Annotated in this window: 20 protein-coding genes; 6 read left to right on the top strand and 14 right to left on the bottom strand. The window is 70.3% G+C overall.

The features are described 5' to 3' along the window. Positions 1-14: 14 nt before the first annotated feature. The 3 genes from ACVCL3_RS08100 to ACVCL3_RS08090 all read right to left on the bottom strand — a co-directional run bounded on the left by ACVCL3_RS08100 (position 15) and on the right by ACVCL3_RS08090 (position 3,507). A complete protein-coding gene (locus ACVCL3_RS08100) occupies positions 15-518 on the bottom strand; it encodes a hypothetical protein (RefSeq protein WP_447100950.1) in 504 nt (167 codons plus the stop codon). Positions 519-570: 52 nt separating this feature from the next. Then, on the bottom strand, positions 571-1,908 hold the full coding sequence (locus tag ACVCL3_RS08095; protein ID WP_447100949.1) for a hypothetical protein: 1,338 nt from the start codon (positions 1,906-1,908) through the stop codon (positions 571-573). A gap of 207 nt (positions 1,909-2,115) precedes the next feature. Beyond that, positions 2,116-3,507, bottom strand: a complete 1,392-nt coding sequence (locus tag ACVCL3_RS08090; RefSeq protein ID WP_447100948.1) for an MBL fold metallo-hydrolase — start codon at positions 3,505-3,507, stop codon at positions 2,116-2,118. Positions 3,508-3,657: 150 nt separating this feature from the next. Between ACVCL3_RS08090 and ACVCL3_RS08085 the strand changes: the two genes are divergently transcribed. The 6 genes from ACVCL3_RS08085 (at position 3,658) to ACVCL3_RS08060 (ending at position 8,551) form a co-directional block, all read left to right on the top strand. Further along, entirely contained in the window at positions 3,658-5,076 is a 1,419-nt protein-coding gene (locus ACVCL3_RS08085; protein ID WP_447100947.1) for a diguanylate cyclase, read from the top strand. A 66-nt stretch (positions 5,077-5,142) separates the two neighbouring features. After that, positions 5,143-5,415, top strand: a complete 273-nt coding sequence (locus ACVCL3_RS08080; RefSeq protein WP_447100946.1) for a PepSY domain-containing protein — start codon at positions 5,143-5,145, stop codon at positions 5,413-5,415. Between the two features lie 30 nt (positions 5,416-5,445). Continuing rightward, positions 5,446-6,042 (top strand): cytochrome b/b6 domain-containing protein, encoded by a 597-nt coding sequence (locus ACVCL3_RS08075; RefSeq protein WP_447100945.1) that lies wholly within the window; start codon positions 5,446-5,448, stop codon positions 6,040-6,042. A 4-nt stretch (positions 6,043-6,046) separates the two neighbouring features. Continuing rightward, positions 6,047-6,721, top strand: coding sequence for a winged helix-turn-helix domain-containing protein (locus ACVCL3_RS08070; RefSeq protein WP_447100944.1), 675 nt, complete (start codon positions 6,047-6,049; stop codon positions 6,719-6,721). Beyond that, positions 6,718-8,097 (top strand): ATP-binding protein, encoded by a 1,380-nt coding sequence (locus ACVCL3_RS08065; protein WP_447100943.1) that lies wholly within the window; start codon positions 6,718-6,720, stop codon positions 8,095-8,097. The genes ACVCL3_RS08070 and ACVCL3_RS08065 overlap by 4 nt, the downstream gene beginning before the upstream one ends. 31 nt (positions 8,098-8,128) lie before the next feature. Then, the gene (locus ACVCL3_RS08060) at positions 8,129-8,551 is read left to right on the top strand and encodes an OsmC family protein (protein WP_447097206.1); all 423 of its coding nucleotides are present in this window, start codon (positions 8,129-8,131) and stop codon (positions 8,549-8,551) included. Between the two features lie 195 nt (positions 8,552-8,746). Here the strand turns inward: ACVCL3_RS08060 and ACVCL3_RS08055 are convergent, their stop codons facing one another. The 11 genes from ACVCL3_RS08055 to ACVCL3_RS08005 all read right to left on the bottom strand — a co-directional run bounded on the left by ACVCL3_RS08055 (position 8,747) and on the right by ACVCL3_RS08005 (position 19,937). Beyond that, positions 8,747-9,220 (bottom strand): cytochrome c, encoded by a 474-nt coding sequence (locus tag ACVCL3_RS08055; RefSeq protein WP_447097205.1) that lies wholly within the window; start codon positions 9,218-9,220, stop codon positions 8,747-8,749. Between the two features lie 63 nt (positions 9,221-9,283). Continuing rightward, positions 9,284-10,138, bottom strand: a complete 855-nt coding sequence (locus ACVCL3_RS08050; protein WP_447097204.1) for an LOG family protein — start codon at positions 10,136-10,138, stop codon at positions 9,284-9,286. Beyond that, a complete protein-coding gene (locus ACVCL3_RS08045; RefSeq protein ID WP_447097203.1) occupies positions 10,135-11,550 on the bottom strand; it encodes an MBL fold metallo-hydrolase RNA specificity domain-containing protein in 1,416 nt (471 codons plus the stop codon). The genes ACVCL3_RS08050 and ACVCL3_RS08045 overlap by 4 nt, the downstream gene beginning before the upstream one ends. A 72-nt stretch (positions 11,551-11,622) precedes the next feature. Further along, on the bottom strand, positions 11,623-12,105 hold the full coding sequence (locus ACVCL3_RS08040) for a hypothetical protein (RefSeq protein WP_447097202.1): 483 nt from the start codon (positions 12,103-12,105) through the stop codon (positions 11,623-11,625). Positions 12,106-12,190: 85 nt separating this feature from the next. Then, positions 12,191-13,708, bottom strand: coding sequence for an efflux transporter outer membrane subunit (locus ACVCL3_RS08035; protein ID WP_447097201.1), 1,518 nt, complete (start codon positions 13,706-13,708; stop codon positions 12,191-12,193). 30 nt (positions 13,709-13,738) lie between these two features. After that, on the bottom strand, positions 13,739-14,857 hold the full coding sequence (locus ACVCL3_RS08030) for an ABC transporter permease (RefSeq protein ID WP_447100942.1): 1,119 nt from the start codon (positions 14,855-14,857) through the stop codon (positions 13,739-13,741). A gap of 5 nt (positions 14,858-14,862) precedes the next feature. After that, positions 14,863-16,029 carry an ABC transporter permease gene (locus tag ACVCL3_RS08025; RefSeq protein ID WP_447097199.1) on the bottom strand — a complete coding sequence of 389 codons (1,167 nt, stop codon included), beginning with the start codon at positions 16,027-16,029 and terminating at the stop codon, positions 14,863-14,865. Further along, the gene (locus tag ACVCL3_RS08020) at positions 16,026-17,795 is read right to left on the bottom strand and encodes an ATP-binding cassette domain-containing protein (protein ID WP_447100941.1); all 1,770 of its coding nucleotides are present in this window, start codon (positions 17,793-17,795) and stop codon (positions 16,026-16,028) included. Before ACVCL3_RS08020 ends, ACVCL3_RS08025 begins: the two co-directional genes overlap by 4 nt. A gap of 1 nt (position 17,796) precedes the next feature. After that, entirely contained in the window at positions 17,797-18,822 is a 1,026-nt protein-coding gene (gene hlyD / locus ACVCL3_RS08015; RefSeq protein ID WP_447100940.1) for a secretion protein HlyD, read from the bottom strand. Positions 18,823-18,853: 31 nt separating this feature from the next. Beyond that, complete coding sequence (locus ACVCL3_RS08010; protein WP_447097196.1) at positions 18,854-19,279, bottom strand: hypothetical protein; 426 nt, start codon at positions 19,277-19,279, stop codon at positions 18,854-18,856. 49 nt (positions 19,280-19,328) lie between these two features. After that, the gene (locus tag ACVCL3_RS08005) at positions 19,329-19,937 is read right to left on the bottom strand and encodes a TetR/AcrR family transcriptional regulator (RefSeq protein ID WP_447100939.1); all 609 of its coding nucleotides are present in this window, start codon (positions 19,935-19,937) and stop codon (positions 19,329-19,331) included. Between the last annotated feature and the right edge of the window lie 200 nt (positions 19,938-20,137).

The raw sequence follows: 20,137 nt of genomic DNA, 5'->3' as shown, positions 1-20,137 counted from the left end.
CACGGGAGCGCTACTCAGTCGCCTGGCTCCGTGCCGCTGCCGGACTGCAGGATGCGTCGACGCACGCGCTGTTCTTCCGCCGGGCTGATCAGCCCTTCGTCCAGCAACTCCTGCAGCACTTGCAGCTGACGCAGGCGTCGTTGCGGCAAGGTTTGCGGCGACGCGGGGGGCTGCGCCGCCGTTGGTGCCGAAGTCGGTGCCGGGCGCGGCACCGGCGCCGTTCTTGCGGCGACGCAATCCAGGCGCAGGTGCAGATCCTGCTTGAGATCGCCCAGTGTCACGCGGTGCTGCAGCGGTTCGCAGCCGGCGTGGCGCAGCGTGACCGTGCCGTAGAGCGCGGCGCGCGCATCCGGGTAGTTGTTCGGGTAGATGTCGCGCTCGCTGACGGTCAGCGGCGTGGTGCCGGCAATGCCGCCGATCAGTTCGACCTCGGCCGCCGAGGGTGTCGACTCGATGCGCAGCGTGCCGACCTGCAGCGCCTGCGCGTGCACGCCGGCACTGGCGGCAAACAGCAGCACGGCCGCGCCGGCGTGTGCGCGTGATCGTATCGGGTGGCCGTGGGCGTGCATGTCAGAACGCGGTGTCGAAGCCGAAGAGGATGTAGTTTTCGCGGCTCAAGTGGCCGGTGAAGTAGGGGCCGGTCGGCTGGGTCTTGTTCTTGAAATCGACGTTGAGCTCGATGATGCCCTTGACGTTGCGCATGAAGTAGTACGACGCGGTCAGGCTCAGGCTGTTGATGTCGATGCCTTCGTAGATGGTGTTGGTGCGCGCGAGGTCGCCGGCGCTGGCGCGGTTGTACAGTGCCGAGAACGCCCAGCGGTCATTGGGAATCCAGTCCACGCCGGCGAAGCCGCCGCTCCAGCGATAGTTGCGTGTGGGATCGGCATCGAGAAAACCGTCCCAGCTGTTCCACAGGTACTGCGCGTACCAGTGGATATCGGCACCGGTGTCGCCGGACGCGTCGAGGCCGACGATGCGTTTGTCGGTGTTGCGCTGGCTCGTGTCCATGCCGGCCGGGCCGGCGGCGCCGTGCTGCTTGCCCACGGCGCCGAAGACGCCCACGGCCACCGGGCCGATGTCGGTACCGATGTGGGCGAAGGTGGTTTTGGAGCTGTCGTTGTCGAACATCCGATCCGGCCGCGAATAGCCGGCGCCGTTGATCTTGAAGTTGTCGGTGATGCCGTTGCCGTTGGTGAAGCCGAGGTCGATGCCGAACGGCCCGACGTCACGGTCGAACAGCACGCCGCGATCGTAAGTGATGCCAGCCATGCGGTAGACCATGTAGTCCTGGAACGGCAGGCGGATCTCGCGCGGGAACATCGAGTCGGACAGCGAGAACTGGCCGAGCATCATGCCGATACCGCTGCCGAGGATGTCGGCGTGGCGGAACCAGGCGTCCTCCACCACGACCTCGCCGTTGCCGCCCTTCTCCGCCATGATCGCGTAGAAGTAGTAGGTGATGTTCTTGCTCAGTGGCGCGCTGGACAGCAGCTTGAGCAGGTACGGTGACTGGAAGTCCGTCGCCGCGGACTGGCGGGCGCCGCTGATCGGGTCGATCGCCTTGCCTTGGCGGCCCTGCACGTAGGCCTGGGCGCGGATGGCCAGCGGCACGTGGTCGGGCAGGGCGAGCCGGTCATCGCCGAGCTGGGCGGCGGTTTCCATCCAGTTCGGCAGGCGCATGTTGTTCTTGGCGAAGACCTCGCCGAACTTGTTGAGGCGAGGGAAGGCGGAGTGACAGGCGGCGCAACTCAAGTTGTAGCGACGCGCGAACTCCGGCATCGCCGAGGCATTCCGCGTCGGCAGGATGGCCAGCCACGCACCCAGCAGCAGCCACGGCACGGCGCGCCACGCGGATCGGATCGGCTGCGCGCGCACGACGTCATGGCCGGGCGCTGGAACATGCACCATGGCACGGAGGTCATGGCGCGCAGGGAGGCGCGGGAGATGGATCCGCTTCATCATGATTTGCCCTCGAAGCCGTCGGGACGGCCGCCTTCCCCTCGGATCGACAGGCGGCGGATACAGTCTGTGCGGATACAGCCGGCGTCTCTTTGACCAGCGTCAACTGCGCGGCATGTCGTGGCGTCGCACATCCATGCCGGCGGTCTGCGGAACTCAGTCGATCTTGATCGGCTCGTGCGGCCCGGGCAGTTGGCAGACGATGCCGCGCGCGCCCAGCGCGTCCTGCATCGCGTGCATGCCGCGGCCGTATTCGCCATGCACCAGGAACACCTTGCGCCGCGGCGCTTCGCCCAGCCAGTCCAGCAGGGTGGGCTGGTCGGCGTGGGCGGAGAAGCCGTTGATCGTCCACACCTGCGCGCGCACCGGGATCTCCTCGTTGAACACGCGCACGCTGGCGGCGCCGTCGATGATCCGCCGCGCCAGCGTGCCCTCCGCGGCGTAGCCGACGAACACCACGCTGCTGCGCTCGCGCCACAGGTTGTGCTTGAGGTGGTGGCGCACGCGGCCGCCGTTGCACATGCCCGAGCCGGCCAGGATGATCGCGCCGCCGTCGACGTTGTTGATCGCCATCGACTCGGCCGTCTCGCGGGTGAAATGCAGGCCGGGCATGGCGAACGGATCGCCGTGCCGCAGTTCGTCCAGGAAGCCGTCGTCGAAGCATTCCGGGTGGCGGCGGAAAATCTCGGTGGCGGAGATCGCCATCGGCGAATCGAGGAACACCCGCACGTGCCGCGGGATCTCGCCGTCGCGGATGCCGCGGTGCAGGTAGTAGAGGATTTCCTGGGTGCGCTCCAGCGCAAAGGTGGGGATCACCACGTTGCCGCGCCGGTTCACCGTGTCGCGGATGGCACGGTACATCTCGTCCACTGAATCGGGCACCGAGCGGTGCGGGCGGTCGCCGTAGGTGCACTCCATCACCACGTAGTCGGCCGGCGGCGCAGGCGTCGGGTCGCGCAGCAGCGGGCGGCCCGGGTTGCCGAGGTCGCCGGAGAACAGCATGCGGCGCTGCTGCCTGCCGTCGTCCAGTTCGAGCAGGATCGAGGCCGAGCCGAGGATGTGGCCGGCGTCGAGGAAGCGCGCGCTGACGCCCTCGACGACGGGCACGGTGTCACCGTAGCCGACATCCGGACCGAAGAAATCCAGCGCGTGCAGCGCGTCGTCCAGCGTGTACAGCGGCGGCGCCACTTCTTCGCCGCGGCGGTTGTTGCGCTGGGCGCGGCGGGCGTCCTCTTCCTGGATGCCCGCCGAATCGAGCATCACCACCCGTGCCAGTTCGCGGGTGGCGGCGGTGGCGAGGATGCGGCCGCGAAAGCCCTGGCGCACCAGCAGCGGGATGCGCCCGCAGTGGTCGAGGTGGGCGTGGGTGAGCAGCAGCACGTCGATGCCGGCCGGGTCGAAGCCGAACGGTTCGGCATTGGCCCGTTCGACCTCCTCGCTGCCTTGGAACATGCCGCAGTCGATCAGCACGCGGCGGTCGTTGCAGGTGACCAGGTGGCAGGAGCCGGTGACCTGCTTGGCGGCACCGTGGCAGCTGTAAATGAGCATGATTTCCTCGACGGTGCGGGCGGCTGGCGCAGACTCTGGCAGGCCAGGCCAGTCGTCGGATTGATCGTCGTCAAATCGGGTGCCTGCCGACTATGCCATGGTCGGTCCGGTGCCGGCGTACTGCCGAGCTTGCGGAAGGCTCGCCGGAGTATGGGGGTGACGATGTTCACCGTGCCGTTCCATCACGATCTCGCTGTCGTACGGGGGTTCCTGAGCTTCTCGCGTGCATCTGCGCTGCTGGTCTGCGGGGCCGCGCTGATCGTGCTGGCCGGCTGGTGGTCGCAGCGTCCGCTGCTGACCACGATGTGGCCGGGACAGCCGGCGATGAGCGCGACTGCGGCGGTCGGATTCGTGTTGTGCGGAGGCTCGCTGCTGCTCAGCCACCATCCGGTGCCGTCGTGGTCCGGCATGGGCCGCTGGCTGTCGTTGGGCGTGCTGGCGCTCGGCGCGGCGACTCTGGCGGAGTATCTGTGGCTGGTCGACTTGCGTATCGATCGCCTGCTTGGCGAGCTGTCGGCTCGCGACTCCGGGCGCATGGCCGAACCGGTTGCGGCGGGCTTCGTGCTGCTCGGTGCGCTGGGCCTGCTGCCGGCGCAACGCTGGCCGCGCCTGCGCGACGCGCTGGCCCTGGTCGCGTTGGTCATCGCGATGAGCGGGCTGGCCTCCTATGGCATTGCGCTGGCCGGCAAGGGCGCCACGCCGTTCGGGCGCATGCCGCTGCACTCCACTTTGTTGCTGCTGCTGGCGACGCTCGGCTGGCTGTGCGCCTCGCCCACGCTCGGGCTGACCCGCGTGGCCACCGCCGACACGCTGGGCGGCGCCCTGGCGCGGCGGCTGCTGCTGCCGGCCTTGCTGCTGCCGGCGGTGTTCGCGTTCGTGTTCGAGTTGCTGCAGTCCTGGCTGGGCCTGCCCGAAGCGCTGGCCTTCGTGTTCGTGGCGCTGTTCAGCGGCGGTGCCGTGGCCGGCCTGGTGTGGTGGGTGGCCACCCTGTTCGACAAGCTGGAACGCCAGCGCCGCGAAAGCATCGCGTTGCGCAACGATGCCGGCACCGACATCCTCACCGGGCTGCCCAACCGGCGCGCGCTCGACGAGGCGCTGGCCGGCCTGCTGCGCGGGCAGCGCGAGCACGACACGACGTTCTCGCTGCTGATGCTCGATCTGGACCGCTTCAAGACCTTCAACGACGACTTCGGCCACCTGGCCGGCGACCAGGTGCTGCGCATCACCGGCCACCTGCTGCGCGCGGCGCTGCGCCCGGCGGACATGGCCGCGCGCTACGGCGGCGAGGAGTTCGTGCTGCTGTTGCCGGGTGCCGACGTGGACGGAGCCAGCGACGTGGCGGCGCGCCTGCTCGACGCGTTCCGCGATTTCGCGTGGCCGCATCGCAAGGTGACGGTCAGCATCGGCGTGGCGCAGGCGGTCGCTGGCGACGCCGCGGAGGATCTGATCCGGCGCGCCGACTCCGCGCTCTACGATGCCAAACGCGGGGGACGCGACCGTGTGGTGGCCCTCGCGCTGCCGCCGGCGTCGCGCGCAGGAACCTACCCGCGCGCCGCCTTGGGTCCTTAAGACCCACGTAAGCCTTCCCGGTTGCAATGCTCCCCAAGGCAATCCTGCCGATACCGGAGACACACCATGAAGCGCATCGTCATCGCCCCGTTGTTCCTCGCCGCCGCCGTGCTGTCGGCGTCCGCCTTCGCCGCGCCCCAGTGCACCACCGCGCCGCGCGCGCAGTGGCTGACCGAAGCGGCCATGAAGCAGAAGGTGCTCGACCAGGGCTACACCATCAAAGTGTTCCAGGTCTCGGGCAACTGCTACGAGATCTACGGCAAGGACAAGGCGGGCAGGAACGTGGAGATCTACTTCGACCCCACCGACGGCCGCATCGTCAAGAAGAAGGGCGGTTGATCATCACCTGACTCGAGCGAGGACAAGTCCATGCATGCCACGGTCAAGGTCTGGGACCCGCTGGTACGGGTGTTTCACTGGTCGCTGGCGGGCTTGTTCCTCGCCAACTTTTTCACCGAGGACGGCGAGCTGGTCCACCGCGGGATCGGCTACGCCGTGCTGGTCCTGCTCGCCGTGCGTTTCGTGTGGGGTTGGGTCGGCACGCGGCACGCGCGCTTCAGCGACTGGGTGCGCGGCCCGCGTCGCGTGCGTGATTACCTGCGCGAACGCCTGGCCGGTCGCTCGCGGCGGCAGCTGGGACACAACCCGGCAGCCGCGGTGATGATCCTGGCGCTGCTGGCCGGCGTTCTGCTGGTCGGCGTCACCGGCTGGCTGCAGACGACGGATGCCTTCTTCGGCACGCCGTGGCTGGAGGAGCTGCACGAGGCGCTGGCCTGGGGCGTGCTGGGGCTGGTCGTGCTGCACGTGCTGGCCGCGCTGGGCGAGAGCGTGCATTACGGCGAAAACCTGGTCGCCGCGATGATCCACGGCCGCAAGCGCGCGCTGGGGCAGGATGCCGCAGCCGACGAAAAGACGGCGCCAGTTGCCGCAAGTCAAATGAGCGGACCCAGCGCGCGACAAGAATGAGGCCATGCGCATCCTGCTAGCCGAAGACGACCGGGCACTGGGGCAGGCGCTGGCCGACGGCCTGCGCCAGCTCGGCCATGTGGTGGACTGGATCACCGACGGCACCCAGGCGGCTGCCGCCCTGAGCGACACCGCGTATGCCGCCGCGATACTCGACTGGAACCTGCCGCGCAGCAGCGGCCCGGCGATCATCGCCGACATGCGCCGCCGCCAGGACGCCACCCCGGTGCTGCTGCTGACCGCGCGCGACGAACTGGCCGACCGCGTCGCCGGGCTGGATGCCGGCGCCGACGATTACGTGGTCAAGCCGGTGCATCTGGACGAACTGGCCGCCCGCCTGCGCGCCTTGCTGCGGCGGGCCGACGGCCAGGTCGAGCCGGCGATCCGCGTGGGCGCGCTGGAAGTCACCCCGGCCGCGCGCAGCGCCACGCTTGCCGACGCGCCGCTGGAGCTGACCGCCCGCGAGTACGCGTTGCTGGAAATGCTGGTGCGCCATCCCGGGCGGGCGTATTCCCGCGAGCAACTGGAAGACGCGCTGTACGGCTGGGACCGCGAAGTGGCCAGCAACGCGGTGGAAGTGCACATCCATCACCTGCGCCACAAGCTGGGACCGGGCTGGATTCGCACCCTGCGCGGCATCGGCTATGCCATCAACCCGCCCGGCGGGGTCGCCGCGTGATCCGCCCCTCGCTCAACCGGCGGCTGGTGCTGCGGCTGCTGGCCGGCATCGTGCTGGTGTGGTGCGCCGCCGTCGGCTGGCTGGGCTGGCGCAGCCTGCACGAGGTCGACGAAATCTTCGACCAGATGCTGGTGCGCACCGCCGCCAGCGTGTTTGCGGTGATGCCCGACGACATCGCCCGCGGCGGCGCGGTGCGTCTGCCGGACAAGCCGCTGCTCGACTCGGACGACACCGCCCAGCGCCCGGCCATCGTGCTGCGCGATGCGCGCGGCGAACTGCTGGTCGAGAGCGCCGAGCTGCCGCTGCTGCGTTTCGATCCGGGCGACGCGCATTTCCATTCGGTCGTGCACGACGACCGACGCTGGCGGGTGTTCCAGCGCTGGGATGCGCAGCATCGGTACTGGGTCCAGGTCGGCGCGCCGCTGGACGAGCGCGACGAGCTGCTGCGCAAGCTGCTGGCGCCGGCGCTGCTGGCCTTGCTCGCGCTGCTGGTGCTGGTGCCGCCGATCGTGTTCGCCGGTTTGCGCAGCGGGCTGAAACCGCTGCGCCGGCTGGCGCGCGGCCTTTCCGCCGGCGCCGATCCGGCCGCCGCCTCGCTCACCGACGCGCGGGTGCCGGTCGAACTGGCGCCGTTCACCGAGGCGATCGACAAGCTGGTCGATCGCCTGCGGCGCAGCCTGGAACACGAGCGCCGCTTCACCGCCGACGCCGCGCACGAATTGCGCCACCCGCTGGCAGCGCTGCGGCTGGAACTGGACCTGGCCGGGCGCGGCGACGATGTGCCCGCGCGCGCGCAGCACCTGCAGCGCGCGCAGGAGGCGCTGGACCGCATGCAGCGACTGGTGGCCCAGCTGCTGATGCTGGCGCGGGTCGAGAAGCTGGCCGAGCTGGCCGACGCCGGCCCGCTGCGCCTGGCGAGCGTGGCCGAAGCGGCCTTGCGCGACGCCAGCGAGCGCGCGGCGGCACGTTCCATCGAGCTGTCGCTGGACCACGACGGCAACGATTTCGTGCTGGGCAGCCGCAGCCTGCTCGACATCCTGGTGCAGAACCTGCTGGACAACGCGCTGCGCCACGTGCCCGAGCACGGCCAGGTGAACGTGCGTGTCGGCGGACGCGACGAACAGGTGACGCTGGAGGTGAACGACAACGGCGGCGGCTTCGCGGACGCCGCCGTGGCACGACTGGGCGAGCGTTTCCACCGCCCCGAAGGCAGCATCGGCGAGGGCAGCGGCCTGGGGCTGTCGATCGCCTGGGCGATCGCCCGCCTGCACCACGGCGAGCTGGCCTTCGGCCGCTCCGCGCTGGGCGGCGCGCAAGTCAGTTTCAGCCTGCCGCGCGTGGCAACCGACGCGGCGCATGCGCCCGGCTACGTTTGATCCATCGGCCGTCTCATTCCGGAGAACTCCCATGACCGAACCCGCTGGCAAGCTGAGCTTCCACGTCATTGCCCATCGCCTCGATGCCCACGGCAGCGTCGCCCGCTGCAAGAGCGCCGAACTGTCGCTGGACACGGCTCTGTCCGGTCGCCTCGATGCGTTCAACCCGGCCGAACTGCTGCTGGCCGCCTTGTCGGCCTGCATGATCAAGAGCATCGAGCGGGTCACGCCGATACTGAAGTTCCAGTGGCGCGGGGTCGAGGTGCGCGTGCACGGCGTGCGCCAGGACGTGCCGCCACGGCTGGAATCGATCGACTACGAGATCCTGGTGGACAGCGACGAGAGCGAGCAGCGGCTGGCTCTGCTGCACGACAACGTGCGCAAATACGGCACCGTGTTCAACACGGTGGCGCCGGGTACCCGTCTCGCCGGCGTGCTGCGACGGGCCGGCTGAAGCGCGGACCCGTCGCCGTTGTTGTCCTGCGCTCGGTCGCCCGGTGCCGCCGGCGGCAACCACGGTCGACAGCGTAACGAGTTCGGCCGTATGGACGTCTGTTTGCTGCGTCGTCGGCGGCCTGCGGCCGGTCCGGCCGGGCAACCGGCCAGCAGCGTCGCCGGCATGGCGGTGGACAGGGCCCGTGCGGGCCGCTCAGCGTTGACCGTGGAAGTGCTCGCGGAACGGCTGGCGGAATTGCCGGTGGCAGCCCAGGCAGGCGCCCTGCACGTTGGCGAACGCCGCGATCGTCGCAGAGCCGTCCTGCCGTTGTGCGGCCTGTGCCAGCTGCTGCGCGGCGTCGTGGGCCTGGCGGTCGTAGTCGCGGAAGTGGCCGGCGTCCTTGCCCATGAAGGCGAGGATGCGCAGCTTCTCCGCCAGCGGCGGTTGCGGATGGTCGGCGATGCGCGCGGCCCGTTGCGCCACCGCCGGCCAGTCCTCGCGCGCGATGCCGTCGGTGACGCCCTGCATGTCCTTGCCCAAGTCCTGCATGATCGTGGTCAGCGCCAGCGGCGTGGCCTGCTTCGGCGTATCGGCCGCACTGGCCGGCGGCGGCAGACTGCCGGCCAGCAGCGCCAGCAGGGCGACGGCGGCGGCATGGGGCATCGTGGTGCGTGGCGTGAAAGGCATGGGCGGTCTCCTTCGGGGGTTGGATGTTGGGCATCGGCATGGCGCCGGTCGCGCTGGCCGCGCTCAGGCCGGCGGTTCGCCGCCGTAGAACGCATGGATGGCAGCCACGGCCTGTTCGGCGTTTTCCACCACGCTGAGCAGTTCGGTGTCGTGGGGGTCGAGCATGCCCTGTTCGACCAGGAACTCGAGGTCGCAGGCGCGGCGCCAGAAGGCGCCGCCGACCAGCACGATCGGCAGACGCGGCATCTTGCCGGTTTGCACCAGGGTCAGCACTTCGAACAATTCGTCCAGCGTGCCGAAGCCGCCGGGAAAAGCGACGAGCGCCTTCGCGCGAAGCATGAAGTGCATCTTGCGCACGGCGAAATAATGGAAGCGGAAGGCCAGCTCCGGGGTGATCCAGCTGTTGGGCCGCTGTTCGTGCGGCAGCGTGATGTTGAGTCCGATCGAGCGGGCGCCCGCCTCGCAGGCGCCGCGGTTGGCCGCTTCCATGATGCCCGGCCCGCCGCCGGTCACCACCACGAAATCGCGGCGACCCTCGCACTGGAAACGGCACGAGACGATTTCCGCGAAGCGGCGCGCTTCCTCGTAGTAGCGGGCGCCGGCCAGCCGGCGGCGGGCGGCGGCGAGTTCGCGCGCCAGCTCCGGCTCGTCCGGATGGGCCTGCGCGTGGGCCGCGAGCCGCACCACGTCGGCCTGGGCCTGCTCGGGCGAACAGGTGCGTGAGCTGCCGAGGACCACGACAGTGGAACGGATGGCGTGTCCGTGCAGCGCGATTTCCGGCTTGAGCAGTTCCAGTTGCAGGCGCACGCCGCGCAGCTCGTCGCTGGCGAGGAACGCGACGTCTTCCTGCGCCAGCCGGTAGGCCTCGCCGTGCACGATCGCCTCTTGCCGCCGCTTGCTCTCGTCGCTGCCGTTCATGCCGGGACTCCGCTGCCGTGCCAGTGCACCTGCTGGCCCGCCGCAGGGACGGTCACGTTCCAGCCGGGGCGCACACGCAGCCCGCTGGCCAGCGCCTGCGCCGCCGTCTCCTCGCCATGCACCACGAAGGTCTGCGCCGGCGCCCGCGCGAAGCCGGCGGCCCAGGCCAGCAGCGCGTGCCGGTCGGCATGCGCGGACAAGCCGCCGACGGTATGGACCGAGGCGCGCACCGGGATGTCCTCGCCGAAGATCCGCACCTGGCTGGCGCCGTCTACCAGCCGCCGGCCCAGCGTGCCCTGGGCCTGGAAGCCGGTGATCAGCACGCTGCATTCGGCCCGCCCGAGGTTGTGCCGCAGGTGGTGCTTGATGCGGCCGGCGGTGCACATGCCACTGGCGGAGATGATGATGGCGCCGGAGCGGATATGGTTGAGCGCGATGGATTCCTCCACGCTGGCGGTGAAGTCGAGATAGGGCAGATCCTTGCCGAGCGCGTGCCAGTGGGCGAGGCGGGTGGCGTTCTCGTCGAACAGGTCCAGGTGTCGCCGGGTGATCCGGGTGGCCTCGGCGGCCATCGGCGAGTCGACGAAGATGCGCAGGTCGCGCAACCTTCCGTCCCGGCTCAGCCGGTGCAGGTGGTAGAGCACCTCCTGGGTGCGGCCCACCGCGAAGGCCGGCACGATCACGTTGCCGCGGGCAAGGGTGCGCTCGACCACCCCGACCAGCTCGTCCTGGGTGGCGGCAAGTTCCTTGTGCAGGCGGTCGCCGTAGGTCGATTCGACGAACAGCAGATCCGCTTCGGCGATCGGCGTCGGGTCGCGCAGGATCGCCCGGCCGGGTTGCCCGAGGTCGCCGCTGAACACCAGCTTGGTGGTCCGCTCGCCTTCGCTGATCCAGACCTCGAGGATCGCCGAACCCAGGATGTGGCCGGCATCGCGGAAGCGGCAGCGGACATCCGCGTGTGGCCGCAACTCGCGCCCGTAGCCGTGGGGCTGCACTTGGCGCAGGCAGGCGTCGGCGTCGCGCAGGGTGTACAGCGGTGCGACGATGGCCTGCGCGTCGCGCGCGCCGCGGGCGCCACGCTGCGCGCGCAGCGCCTCCATTTCCTGGATGTGGGCGCTGTCCGGCAACATCACCTGCAGCAGGTCGGCGGTGGCGGCGGTGGCATGGATCGTGCCGCGGAAGCCGGCGCGCGTCAGTTTCGGCAGCAGGCCGCTGTGGTCGATATGCGCGTGCGTCAGCAGGACGAAATCGATCGTCGACGGTTCGAACCCGAACGCTTGCTGGTTGCGCCGGGCGGCTTCGCGTCCGCCCTGGAACATGCCGCAGTCGACCAGGAAGCTCGTCGTTGCGGTCTCCACCAGGAAGCATGAGCCGGTGACCTCGCGGGCGGCGCCGAGAAAGGTGATCTGCATGGAGGCGGTTCTCCGGATTCGTTCAGTCGCGCCGGCGGCAAGGCTGCCCGGTGGTAGCCGGCGATCGGGCGGTCAGGGTGGCGTGGCCTGGGTGGATGCCTGGTCGGGTGATCCCCGGTCGGCGGCTGGGTTGGCTGTCAGCGGCTGCCAGTCCGGGTCCGCGAAGTAGCGCGGGTACAGTTCGAGCGCGTCGAGCAGTTGCGGCAACCCGTCGGCGGCGAGCACGCGGCCGAGCAGCAGGCGCAGGTTGGCGTCCACGCCGTCGCCGCGCGGAGGGTGGTCGACGATGGCGGCCACGCTGTCCTCGATCGATGCGGTGGCGGCGCGGGATTGCCGGGCCGACAGCGAACCCTCGGCCTGCGCCTGCTGCATCCACAGTGCGACGGCGCGGATGCGCCGCATGCCTTCGCGCAACGCGGCATCGGCAGGCCAGCGCTGGCCGTGGTCGAGCTGGAGCTGGCGCCGGGCGGTAGCTTCGGCGTAGTGCGCGTCGCCGGCCACCGCCTGCGCGAAGGAGGGCGGGGCCCCGGCCAGCGCCGTGAGCAGCAAGGGCACGAGCAGGGTCCTTTGCGAATGGCCGTCCGTCCGGCATGCACCGTCGCGGCGCCGGCAGTATCCGCGCAGGTGTCGCGGTTGCCTGTCACCCATGGGGCGGCACCTCCTGCCGTGCCGGCGACCGCGGCGCGGCCTTGCCCTGGCTGCGGCTGCCGGCATCGCCGGCGGCGGGGTCCCAGCCGCCGCCCAGCGCCTTGAACAGCGCCACCAGGTCGACGGCGGCAGCGGTATGCGTGCGCGCATAGCCGTCCTCGGCGTCGCGCAGCACGCGCTCTTCGGCCAGCAGGTCGGTCAGCGCGATGTCGCCGGCGGCGTAGCGTGCCTGCGCGTGGGCGTAGCTGCGCCGCGCGGCCTCGAGGGCGGTCCGCTGCAGCCGTACCGCCTCCACGCCGAGCCGGTAGTCGCCGAGCGCGCGCTCCGCGTCGCCCAGCGCGGTCAGCACGGCCTTCTCGTAGGCGAGCGCGGCCTGCTGCTCGCGTGCCTCGCTGGCTCGGATCTGCGCGCGCACGCGGCCGCCATCGAACACGCGCCAGGAGATCAGCGGCATGATCGAGAAGCGCTGGCTGGCCGAGTCGAACAGCTGGCCCGCCTGCAGCGCCTGGAAGCCGCCGCTGGCGCCGATCGACAGCTTCGGGAACAGCTCCGCCGTCGCCACGCCGATGTCGGCAGTGCGTGCGGCCAGGCGTCGCTCGGCCGCACGCACATCCGGCCGGCGGCGCAGGATGTCGGCGCGCTGGCCGACCGGGATCGGCGCCAGCGTGATCGGTGCCGCGGCGGTATCGAGCAGGGCCAGCTCGCGCTCGGGTGGCGCACCCAGCAACACGCCCAGGCCCAGCGCCGCGGCACGCGCGCGCGCCTGGATGGCAGGCAGGCCGGCTGAGGCGGCGTCCAGCCGCGCCTGCGCGGCATCGACATCGGCCTGCGCCGCGTCGCCCGCACGGAAGCGTTGGCCGACCAGGTCCGCCGCCTGCGCGAGCGCCTGCACCGAAGCTTCGCGCGCGGCCAGCTCGCGTTGCGCGCCGCGCAGGGTAAGGTAGCTGCGCGCCACTTCCGCGGCGACGCTGATGCGTACGCCGGCGGCATCCTCCTGCGCGGCCTGCATGCTGGCCGCGGCGCTCTGCACGGCGCGCCGGGTGGCGCCGAAAAGGTCAATCTCCCAGCCGGCGTCGAAGCCGGCGTCGTGGATGGTCTGGTCCCGCGCCAGTCCGGGAATGGCGCCGATCGGCAGCGGACCGTTCTTGCTCTGCCGGCGCCGGGTCACGCTGGCGCCAGCGCCGACGGTCGGCGCGTAACCGCCGGCCGCGCGATCGCGCAGGGCGCGTTCCTCGGCGATGCGCGCCAGCGCCTGGCGCAGGTCGGGATTGTCCGACAGCGCGGTGGCGACCAGCCGGTCCAGCGTCGGGTCGCCCAGCGTCGTCCACCAGGTCGACAGGCCAGTCGGTGCTTGCGCGCCGGCGACCGGCTGCGTCCAGCCGCGGCCGGTGTCCACCTTCGGCGGCCCGCGGTAGTCGGGGCCTGCCGCGCACGCGCCGAGCAGCAGCGTGCCCAGCGCGATGGCTGCCGCGCGTGGTGCGCCGTAGCGGCGATTCGATGAGCGGGTCATGGCAACTCCTTCATGCATGGCTTGGGGTGGTCACTGCAGGCGGCTGCGCACCAGCGCCGTGGCCAGGGTCAGCGTGACCAGCGCGATCACCGCCAGCGGCCAGAGGTTGGCGAGGACGTCCGCCGCCGGCATCGCCTTGAGGAAGGTGCCTTCGACGATGACCAGGAAGTGGGTGAGCGGGATGGCCTGCGCCATCCATTGCAGCGCCGCCGGCATGTTCTCCACCGGCGTGGCGAAGCCCGACATCAGCACCGCCGGCACGCCGATGGCGAAGGCGCCGAGGATGGCCTGCTGCTGCGTCGCGCTGACCGCGGAAATCATCAGTCCGATGCCGACCACCGACAGGATGAACAGCATCAGGCTCGCCAGCAGCAGGGCGAACGAGCCGGTAAAGGGGATGCCGAACAGGAACACGCCGGCGCTGATCATGAACAGGCCGAGCAAGGTGCCGATCGCCAGTGCCGGCAGCGATTTGGAAATGATGATTTCCGGCGTCGAAGTGGGCGATACCAGCAACTGGTCGAACGTGCCCAGCTCGCGCTCGCGCGCGATCGACAGCGAGGTGATCAAGAGCGCGCTGAACAGCGCCAGGATGCCGGTCAGGCCCGGCACGATGAACCAGCGGTAGACCAGGTTCGGGTTGAACCAGTGGCGCACGACCACCGGCGTCGGCGCCTGCGTGCCCGGCACGACGGCGGCGCCGACTTCGGCGGCGATGGTCGAGAGATAGGCCACGGTGATCTGGCCGGAGTTGCTGCGCCGGCCGTCGACCAGCACCTGCGCACGGCCGCTGCCGCCGGCGGCGATCGTGCGCGAGAAATCCGCCGGGATGGCCAGCGCCGCGATGATCTCGCCGCGGTCGATCAGTTCGTGCAGCTGCCGCTGGCTGTCCGCGTGCCGGACGTGGCTGATGAAGCGGGCGCTGTCCAGCCGCTGCATCAGCTCGAGCGACCAGCGGCCGGCGTCCTGGTTGTAGACGGCGATATCGACGTTGCGCACTTCGAGCGTGGCGGCGAAGGCGAACACCAGCAGCTGCAGGATCGGCGGCACGAATACCACCATGCGGCTGCGCGGGTCGCGCAGGATGCTCAGGATTTCCTTGACGAACTGCGCGCGCAGGCGGGTGAAGCTGAGCAGGGAGCCGGACATGGGCGCTACTCCAGGTTCTTGCGCGTGGCGCGCTTGGCCAGCACGAAGAACACCGCGCCGATGGCCGCCATGGCCAGCAGGTTGGGCACGAATACCGCCCAGATGTCGCCGGCGAGGAACACCGTCTTCAGCGATTCGACGAAATAGCGCGCCGGGATCAGATGGGTGACGGCGCGGATCGGCGCCGGCATGGCGTCGATCTCGTACAAAAAGCCCGACAGCATGAAGGCCGGCAGGAAGCCGGTGAACAGTGCAATCTGTGCCGCCAGGAACTGGTTGCGCGCCAGCGACGAGATCAGCAGACCCTGCCCCAGCGCCGGCACCATGAACACCGCCGACAACAGCAGCAACGCCGCCAGCGAGCCGCGCAGCGGCACACCGAAGGCGTACACCGCCAGCGCCGCGGCGCCCAGCGTGGACAGCATGCCGAGCACGAAATAGGGCAGGAGCTTGCCGATCAGGATCTCGACCACCGACGCGGGCGTGGACAGCACCGCCTCCATCGTGCCGCGCTCCCACTCGCGCGCCACCACCAGCGCCGTGAGCATGGTGCCGATGATGGTCATGACGATGGCGATGGCGCCGGGGATCAGCGCGCGGCGGCTTTCCAGCTCGGGGTTGAACCAGTAGCGCGGCTCCAGCGCCACGGCCTGCGCGGGCGAGGCGGCGCCGCGCCCGGCGCGCCACGACTGCACCACGCCACGGGCGTAGTTCTCCACGTAGTTGGCGGTGTTGGGGTAGGAGCCGTCGGTGATGATCTGCACCAGCGGCTCGCGGCCGCGCCGGGCCAGGCGCTGCTCGAAATCCTGCGGGATCACCACGTAGCCGCGCAGCGCGCCGGAGACCAGCTGGTCGGCCACCTCGCGCCGGTCGTGCGCGAAATGCACGTCGAGGAAACGGGTGCCCGAAAAAGCCGCGGCCAGGGACTGCGCGGAGGCGCCGGGAGATTCCAGCACCACGCCGACGCGCACCTGTTTGGCGTCCAGCGACACCGCATAGGCGAACAGCAACAGCAGCACCACCGGCAGCACGAACGCGATCAGCAGCGTCGAGGGGTCGCGCAAGGCCTGATGGCTTTCCTTGACCACCAGGGCCATCAGCCGCCGCCGGTCGAAACGCCGCGAGCCGGCCGGCAGCGCGCCATCCCCGAGTTTGTGCCTGGCGGCGTTCATGCGGCCGCCTCCGTTTCGCGTTCGGCCGATTCCACCAGATGGATGAAGGCATCCTCCATGGTCGGGTCCGGCCGCTGCGGGGTGATCGCCATGCGCTTGAGCGCGTCGGGCGTGTCCAGCGCGATCAGGCGCGCACGCGAGAGCATGGCCACCCGGTCGCAGTATTCGGCCTCGTCCATGAAGTGGGTGGTGACCATGATGGTCACGCCTTTGCGTGCCAGCCCGTTGATGTGGGTCCAGAACTCGCGCCGGGTGATCGGGTCCACGCCCGAGGTGGGCTCGTCCAGGAACAGCACGGGCGGGCGGTGCATCAGCGAACAGGCCAGCGCCAGGCGCTGCTTGTGCCCGAGCGGCAGCGAGTCGGGCGTGGCGGACAGCCAGCCGCCGAGATCGAAGGTGGCAATCATCTCCTCGATGCGCTGGCGTCGCGTGTCGCCTTCCAGCTGGTACACGCCGGCCGAGAACTCCAGGTTCTGCCGTACCGAGAGCAGGCCGTAGAGCGAGAACTTCTGCGCCATGTAGCCGAGGCGGCTCTTGGCCGCGCCGGTGGCGCGGCGCAGGTCGAGGCCCACCACGTGCGCCTCGCCCGCGCTCGGCTTGAGCAGGCCGCACAGCATCTTGAAGGTGGTCGATTTGCCGGCGCCGTTGGGACCGAGCAGGCCGAAGATCTCGCCCTTGTGCACCTCGAAGCTGACGTCGTCGGTGGCGGTGAAGGCGCCGAAGCGCTTGGTGAGGTGGCGGCAGGAGACGGCGATGTCGGAGCCCAGTTCGACCGGCGGCAGCCGCTCGGCCAAGGTCGAGGTGCCGCCGGGGCCGCCGCCGAGCAGGTCGATGAAGGCGTCCTCGAAGCGCGCCGGCACCGGCGCCAGTTCCACCCGCGAGCGCTCGGCCAGCGCCTGCACCTGCTGCGCGCCGGCGCCTGCGCGCAGCACCACGCGCACGCCGGCGCCCTGGATCACGCCATCGCTCACGCTGGGCAGGTCGAGCGCCTCGGTCAGTACCGCGCGGCGCTCGGCGCCGACGTTCTCGAGGCGGAAGCTGCGACCTTCGAGCTGCGCGGTCAGTTCCTGCGGCGGCCCGTCGAACAGCAGCTGTCCCTGGTTCAGCAGCAGCACGCTCTCGCAGCGCTCTGCCTCGTCGAGGTAGGCGGTGGACCAGACCACCGCCATGCCCTCGTCGGTCAGCGCCTGCACCATGCGCCACAGATCCTGCCGGCTGACCGGGTCGACGCCCACCCCCGGCTCGTCCAGCAGCAGCACCTTGGGCCGCGCCATCAGCGCGCAGGCCAGGCCGAGTTTTTGTTTCATGCCGCCGGAAAGCTTGCCGGCCAGGCGCGCGGTGAAGGGCCCCAGCCGGGTGAATTCGAGCAGCTCGTCGAACAGCTCGGTGTTGTGCTCTGCGTCCATGCCGCGCAGGCGCGCATAGAGGCGCATGTTCTCCATCACGGTCAGGTCTTCGTATAGGCCGAAGCGCTGCGGCATGTAGCCGCTGGCGACGTGGATGGCGTCGTTGTCCTTGACCACGTCGAAACCGGCCAGGGTGACGCTGCCGGCGTCGGGGACCAGCAGCCCGGTCATGATCCGCATCAACGTGGTCTTGCCGGCACCGTCGGGGCCGACCAGGCCGGTGAGGCGGCCGTAGCGGATCGTGGCGCTGAGGCCGCGCAGCGCCTGGACCTCACCGAAGCGCTTGCCGACGCCGTCGATCACCACCGCGGCATCGTGCTTGCCGGGTTGCGAGGCAACGCTGGCAGGCTGCGGACCCATCTCAGTGCCCCCGCGCGGGCTGGCTGGCGGTGTCGACGTCGACCGTCACCGGCATGCCTTGGCGCAGGCCCTCGTCGGCGTCGGACACCACCACGCGCAGGCGGTAGACCAGGTCGGTGCGCAGGTCGGCGGTCTCCACCGTCTTTGGGGTGAATTCCGCGCGCGGCGAGATGAAGCCGATCTGGCCGTGATAGACGGTCGCCGAGGAATCGGTGTGCACGCGCACTTTTGTGCCCGATGCGATGCGGCCCAGGTCCGCCTCGCCGACATACGCGCGCAGGTACACCGGGTCGCGCAGGCTCAGGCTGTACACCGGCATGCCGCTGGCCACCATGCTGCCCGGTTCGCGCACGCGGGCGATCACGATGCCGTTGCTGGGCGCGATCAGCGTCGCATCGGCCACCGCGGTGCGCGCCTGGCTCAGGGCGGCGGCGGCCGCGGCCACGCGCGCCTTGCCGGCGGCGATGTCCTCGCTGCGGAAGCCGGCGCTGGCCAGCGCCAGCGCCGCCTGCGCGGCGGCCAGCTTGGCGGCGGACTGGTCGCGGGTGGCGCGCGCGGCGTCGGCGGCGCGCTGGCTGCTGGCGCCCGATTCGAGCAAGGTGCGCTGGCGCTTGAAGTTGCGCTCGGCCTCGGTGGCGCTGGCCTGCGCCTGGCGCACCTGCTCGCGCACTTGGGCGATTTCCTGCGGTCGGTTGCCGCGATGCAGCTTGTCCAGTTGGGCCTGCGCGGCCTGGAGTTCGGCTTCGGCCGCCGCCAGCTTCTCGCGGTAAGGCGTGGCGTCGAGCTGCGCCATGACGGCGCCGGCGGTGATGGTGTCGCCTTCGTCAAAGGCCATGTCAGTCAGGCGGCCGGACTGACGAAAGGCCAGCTCCACCTCGCGGATGTCGACGTTGCCGTACAGGCGCAACACGTTCGGATTGCCGCGGTCGCGCAGCAGCCAGAACGCCAGGATGCCGCCCAGCGCGATCACCATGACGGCGATGGCGATCCAGCGGGTTTTTCCAGTGGGAAGGCTCGGAGTTTTCATCGCGACGGTTTTTCCACGTGAGAAGAGGTGTTCAGTGCGCGTGCGCCACCGGCGCCGCGCTCACCGACAGACGCCGGGCCAGCACCGCAATGCCGAGCCACACCAGCGTGCGCAAGGTCATGGCGACCGGCGTGCGACGCTCCCACGCGCCGCCCAGGGCCACATGCAAGCCGAAAGCGAGGAAGACCAGCGCCGTCGCCAGCGCGATGGCGAGCGCCAGCCATGCCGCCCAGCGCCGGCATCGCCACAGTCCGATCCCGGCGACGACGTAGGCAAACCCGGCCAGGAAATTGAACCAGAGCACGAACGGCACGTAGTGGCCGGCGGCCTGGCGCGCGGCGCCGTCGACGAACAGCACTGCCGCACCTTCCCTGAGGGTCAACAGGCCGAAGCCGATGGCGAGCAGGGAAAGCAGCCAGGTCCAGATGCCGCGGTGCTGGTGGGTAGTCATGGTCATGGCTCTCGGTTCGTGGGGGGGAACGTTCGCTTGCAGGAGGGGGATCGCTTCAGTCGGCGCGCGCGATGCCGCGGCGGTAGATCGCAAACGCGCCCGCCGCTTCCTTGCGCATGTGGCGGGTGTCGCCGGCCAGCAGGGCCTGCATCACCAGGCCCTGGATGCTGCCGATGAACAGCGTGGCCGCCGCGGCCGGGTCCAACTGCGGATCCAGTTCGCCGGCGGCTTGGCCATCCTCGATCAGGGCACGCAGGCGCTCGCCGTAGCGGCGGATCATGGTCTGGACCATGCGCTTGGCGGCGGTGCTCTCGGCCCGCTGCAGTTCGCCGAACAGCATGCGCGGCACGCCGGCGTGTTCGGCGACGAACGCGATATGCGCCATGAACATGGCTTCCAGCGCGGCCAGCGGGCTGGCCGCGTTGCGCGCGGCGCGCTCGACCCGTGCCAGCAGGTGGTCGGCCACCCACTCCATCGCCGCCTGCCAAATCGCGTCCTTGTTCGGGAAGTGGCGGAACAGCGCACCCTGGGTCAGCTTCATCGAGCTGGCGATCGCCGCGGTGGTGATCTCGCTGGGGTTCTGCTCGGCCGCCAGCTTGATGACCGCCTCGACGGTGACTGCGCGGCGCTCGTCGGCAGGCAGGTGCTTGCGCTGAATGTCCATCGTGCTGGCTCGCCAGAAGTAAGTGAGTAATTACTATCTTATTGCGACCGGGATCGTTGTCAAGCGCTGTCGGTGCGGGCTTCGCGGCTTGAGTGTTCGCCGGGGCGACGGCCTTGCGGCGGACCGCCGGCGCATCGCGTGCCGGCGGTCCGGAGGCTGGCGATGGCGAGCGGCGTTCGGCCGTTGGCGACGCCGGGCGC

It is taken from the genome of Rhodanobacter sp. UC4437_H4, from assembly GCF_052978425.1.
The sequence above is the reverse complement of the archived record's forward strand: the minus strand, read 5'-3'. Positions and strand labels throughout refer to the sequence as shown.

Bases quoted from the DNA above. Each gene is read 5' to 3' on its own strand.
- ACVCL3_RS08095 (WP_447100949.1), bottom strand. From the start codon at position 1,908: ATGGTGCATGTTCCAGCGCCCGGCCATGACGTCGTGCGCGCGCAGCCG.
- ACVCL3_RS08080 (WP_447100946.1), top strand. From the start codon at position 5,143: ATGAAGCGCATCGTCATCGCCCCGTTGTTCCTCGCCGCCGCCGTGCTG.
- ACVCL3_RS08075 (WP_447100945.1), top strand. From the start codon at position 5,446: ATGCATGCCACGGTCAAGGTCTGGGACCCGCTGGTACGGGTGTTTCAC.
- ACVCL3_RS08010 (WP_447097196.1), bottom strand. From the start codon at position 19,279: ATGACCATGACTACCCACCAGCACCGCGGCATCTGGACCTGGCTGCTT.
- ACVCL3_RS08070 (WP_447100944.1), top strand. From the start codon at position 6,047: ATGCGCATCCTGCTAGCCGAAGACGACCGGGCACTGGGGCAGGCGCTG.
- ACVCL3_RS08005 (WP_447100939.1), bottom strand. From the start codon at position 19,937: ATGGACATTCAGCGCAAGCACCTGCCTGCCGACGAGCGCCGCGCAGTC.
- ACVCL3_RS08030 (WP_447100942.1), bottom strand. From the start codon at position 14,857: ATGTCCGGCTCCCTGCTCAGCTTCACCCGCCTGCGCGCGCAGTTCGTC.
- hlyD (WP_447100940.1), bottom strand. From the start codon at position 18,822: ATGAAAACTCCGAGCCTTCCCACTGGAAAAACCCGCTGGATCGCCATC.
- ACVCL3_RS08050 (WP_447097204.1), bottom strand. From the start codon at position 10,138: ATGAACGGCAGCGACGAGAGCAAGCGGCGGCAAGAGGCGATCGTGCAC.
- ACVCL3_RS08060 (WP_447097206.1), top strand. From the start codon at position 8,129: ATGACCGAACCCGCTGGCAAGCTGAGCTTCCACGTCATTGCCCATCGC.
- ACVCL3_RS08020 (WP_447100941.1), bottom strand. From the start codon at position 17,795: ATGGGTCCGCAGCCTGCCAGCGTTGCCTCGCAACCCGGCAAGCACGAT.
- ACVCL3_RS08035 (WP_447097201.1), bottom strand. From the start codon at position 13,708: ATGACCCGCTCATCGAATCGCCGCTACGGCGCACCACGCGCGGCAGCC.
- ACVCL3_RS08045 (WP_447097203.1), bottom strand. From the start codon at position 11,550: ATGCAGATCACCTTTCTCGGCGCCGCCCGCGAGGTCACCGGCTCATGC.
- ACVCL3_RS08085 (WP_447100947.1), top strand. From the start codon at position 3,658: ATGGGGGTGACGATGTTCACCGTGCCGTTCCATCACGATCTCGCTGTC.
- ACVCL3_RS08025 (WP_447097199.1), bottom strand. From the start codon at position 16,029: ATGAACGCCGCCAGGCACAAACTCGGGGATGGCGCGCTGCCGGCCGGC.
- ACVCL3_RS08055 (WP_447097205.1), bottom strand. From the start codon at position 9,220: ATGCCTTTCACGCCACGCACCACGATGCCCCATGCCGCCGCCGTCGCC.
- ACVCL3_RS08090 (WP_447100948.1), bottom strand. From the start codon at position 3,507: ATGCTCATTTACAGCTGCCACGGTGCCGCCAAGCAGGTCACCGGCTCC.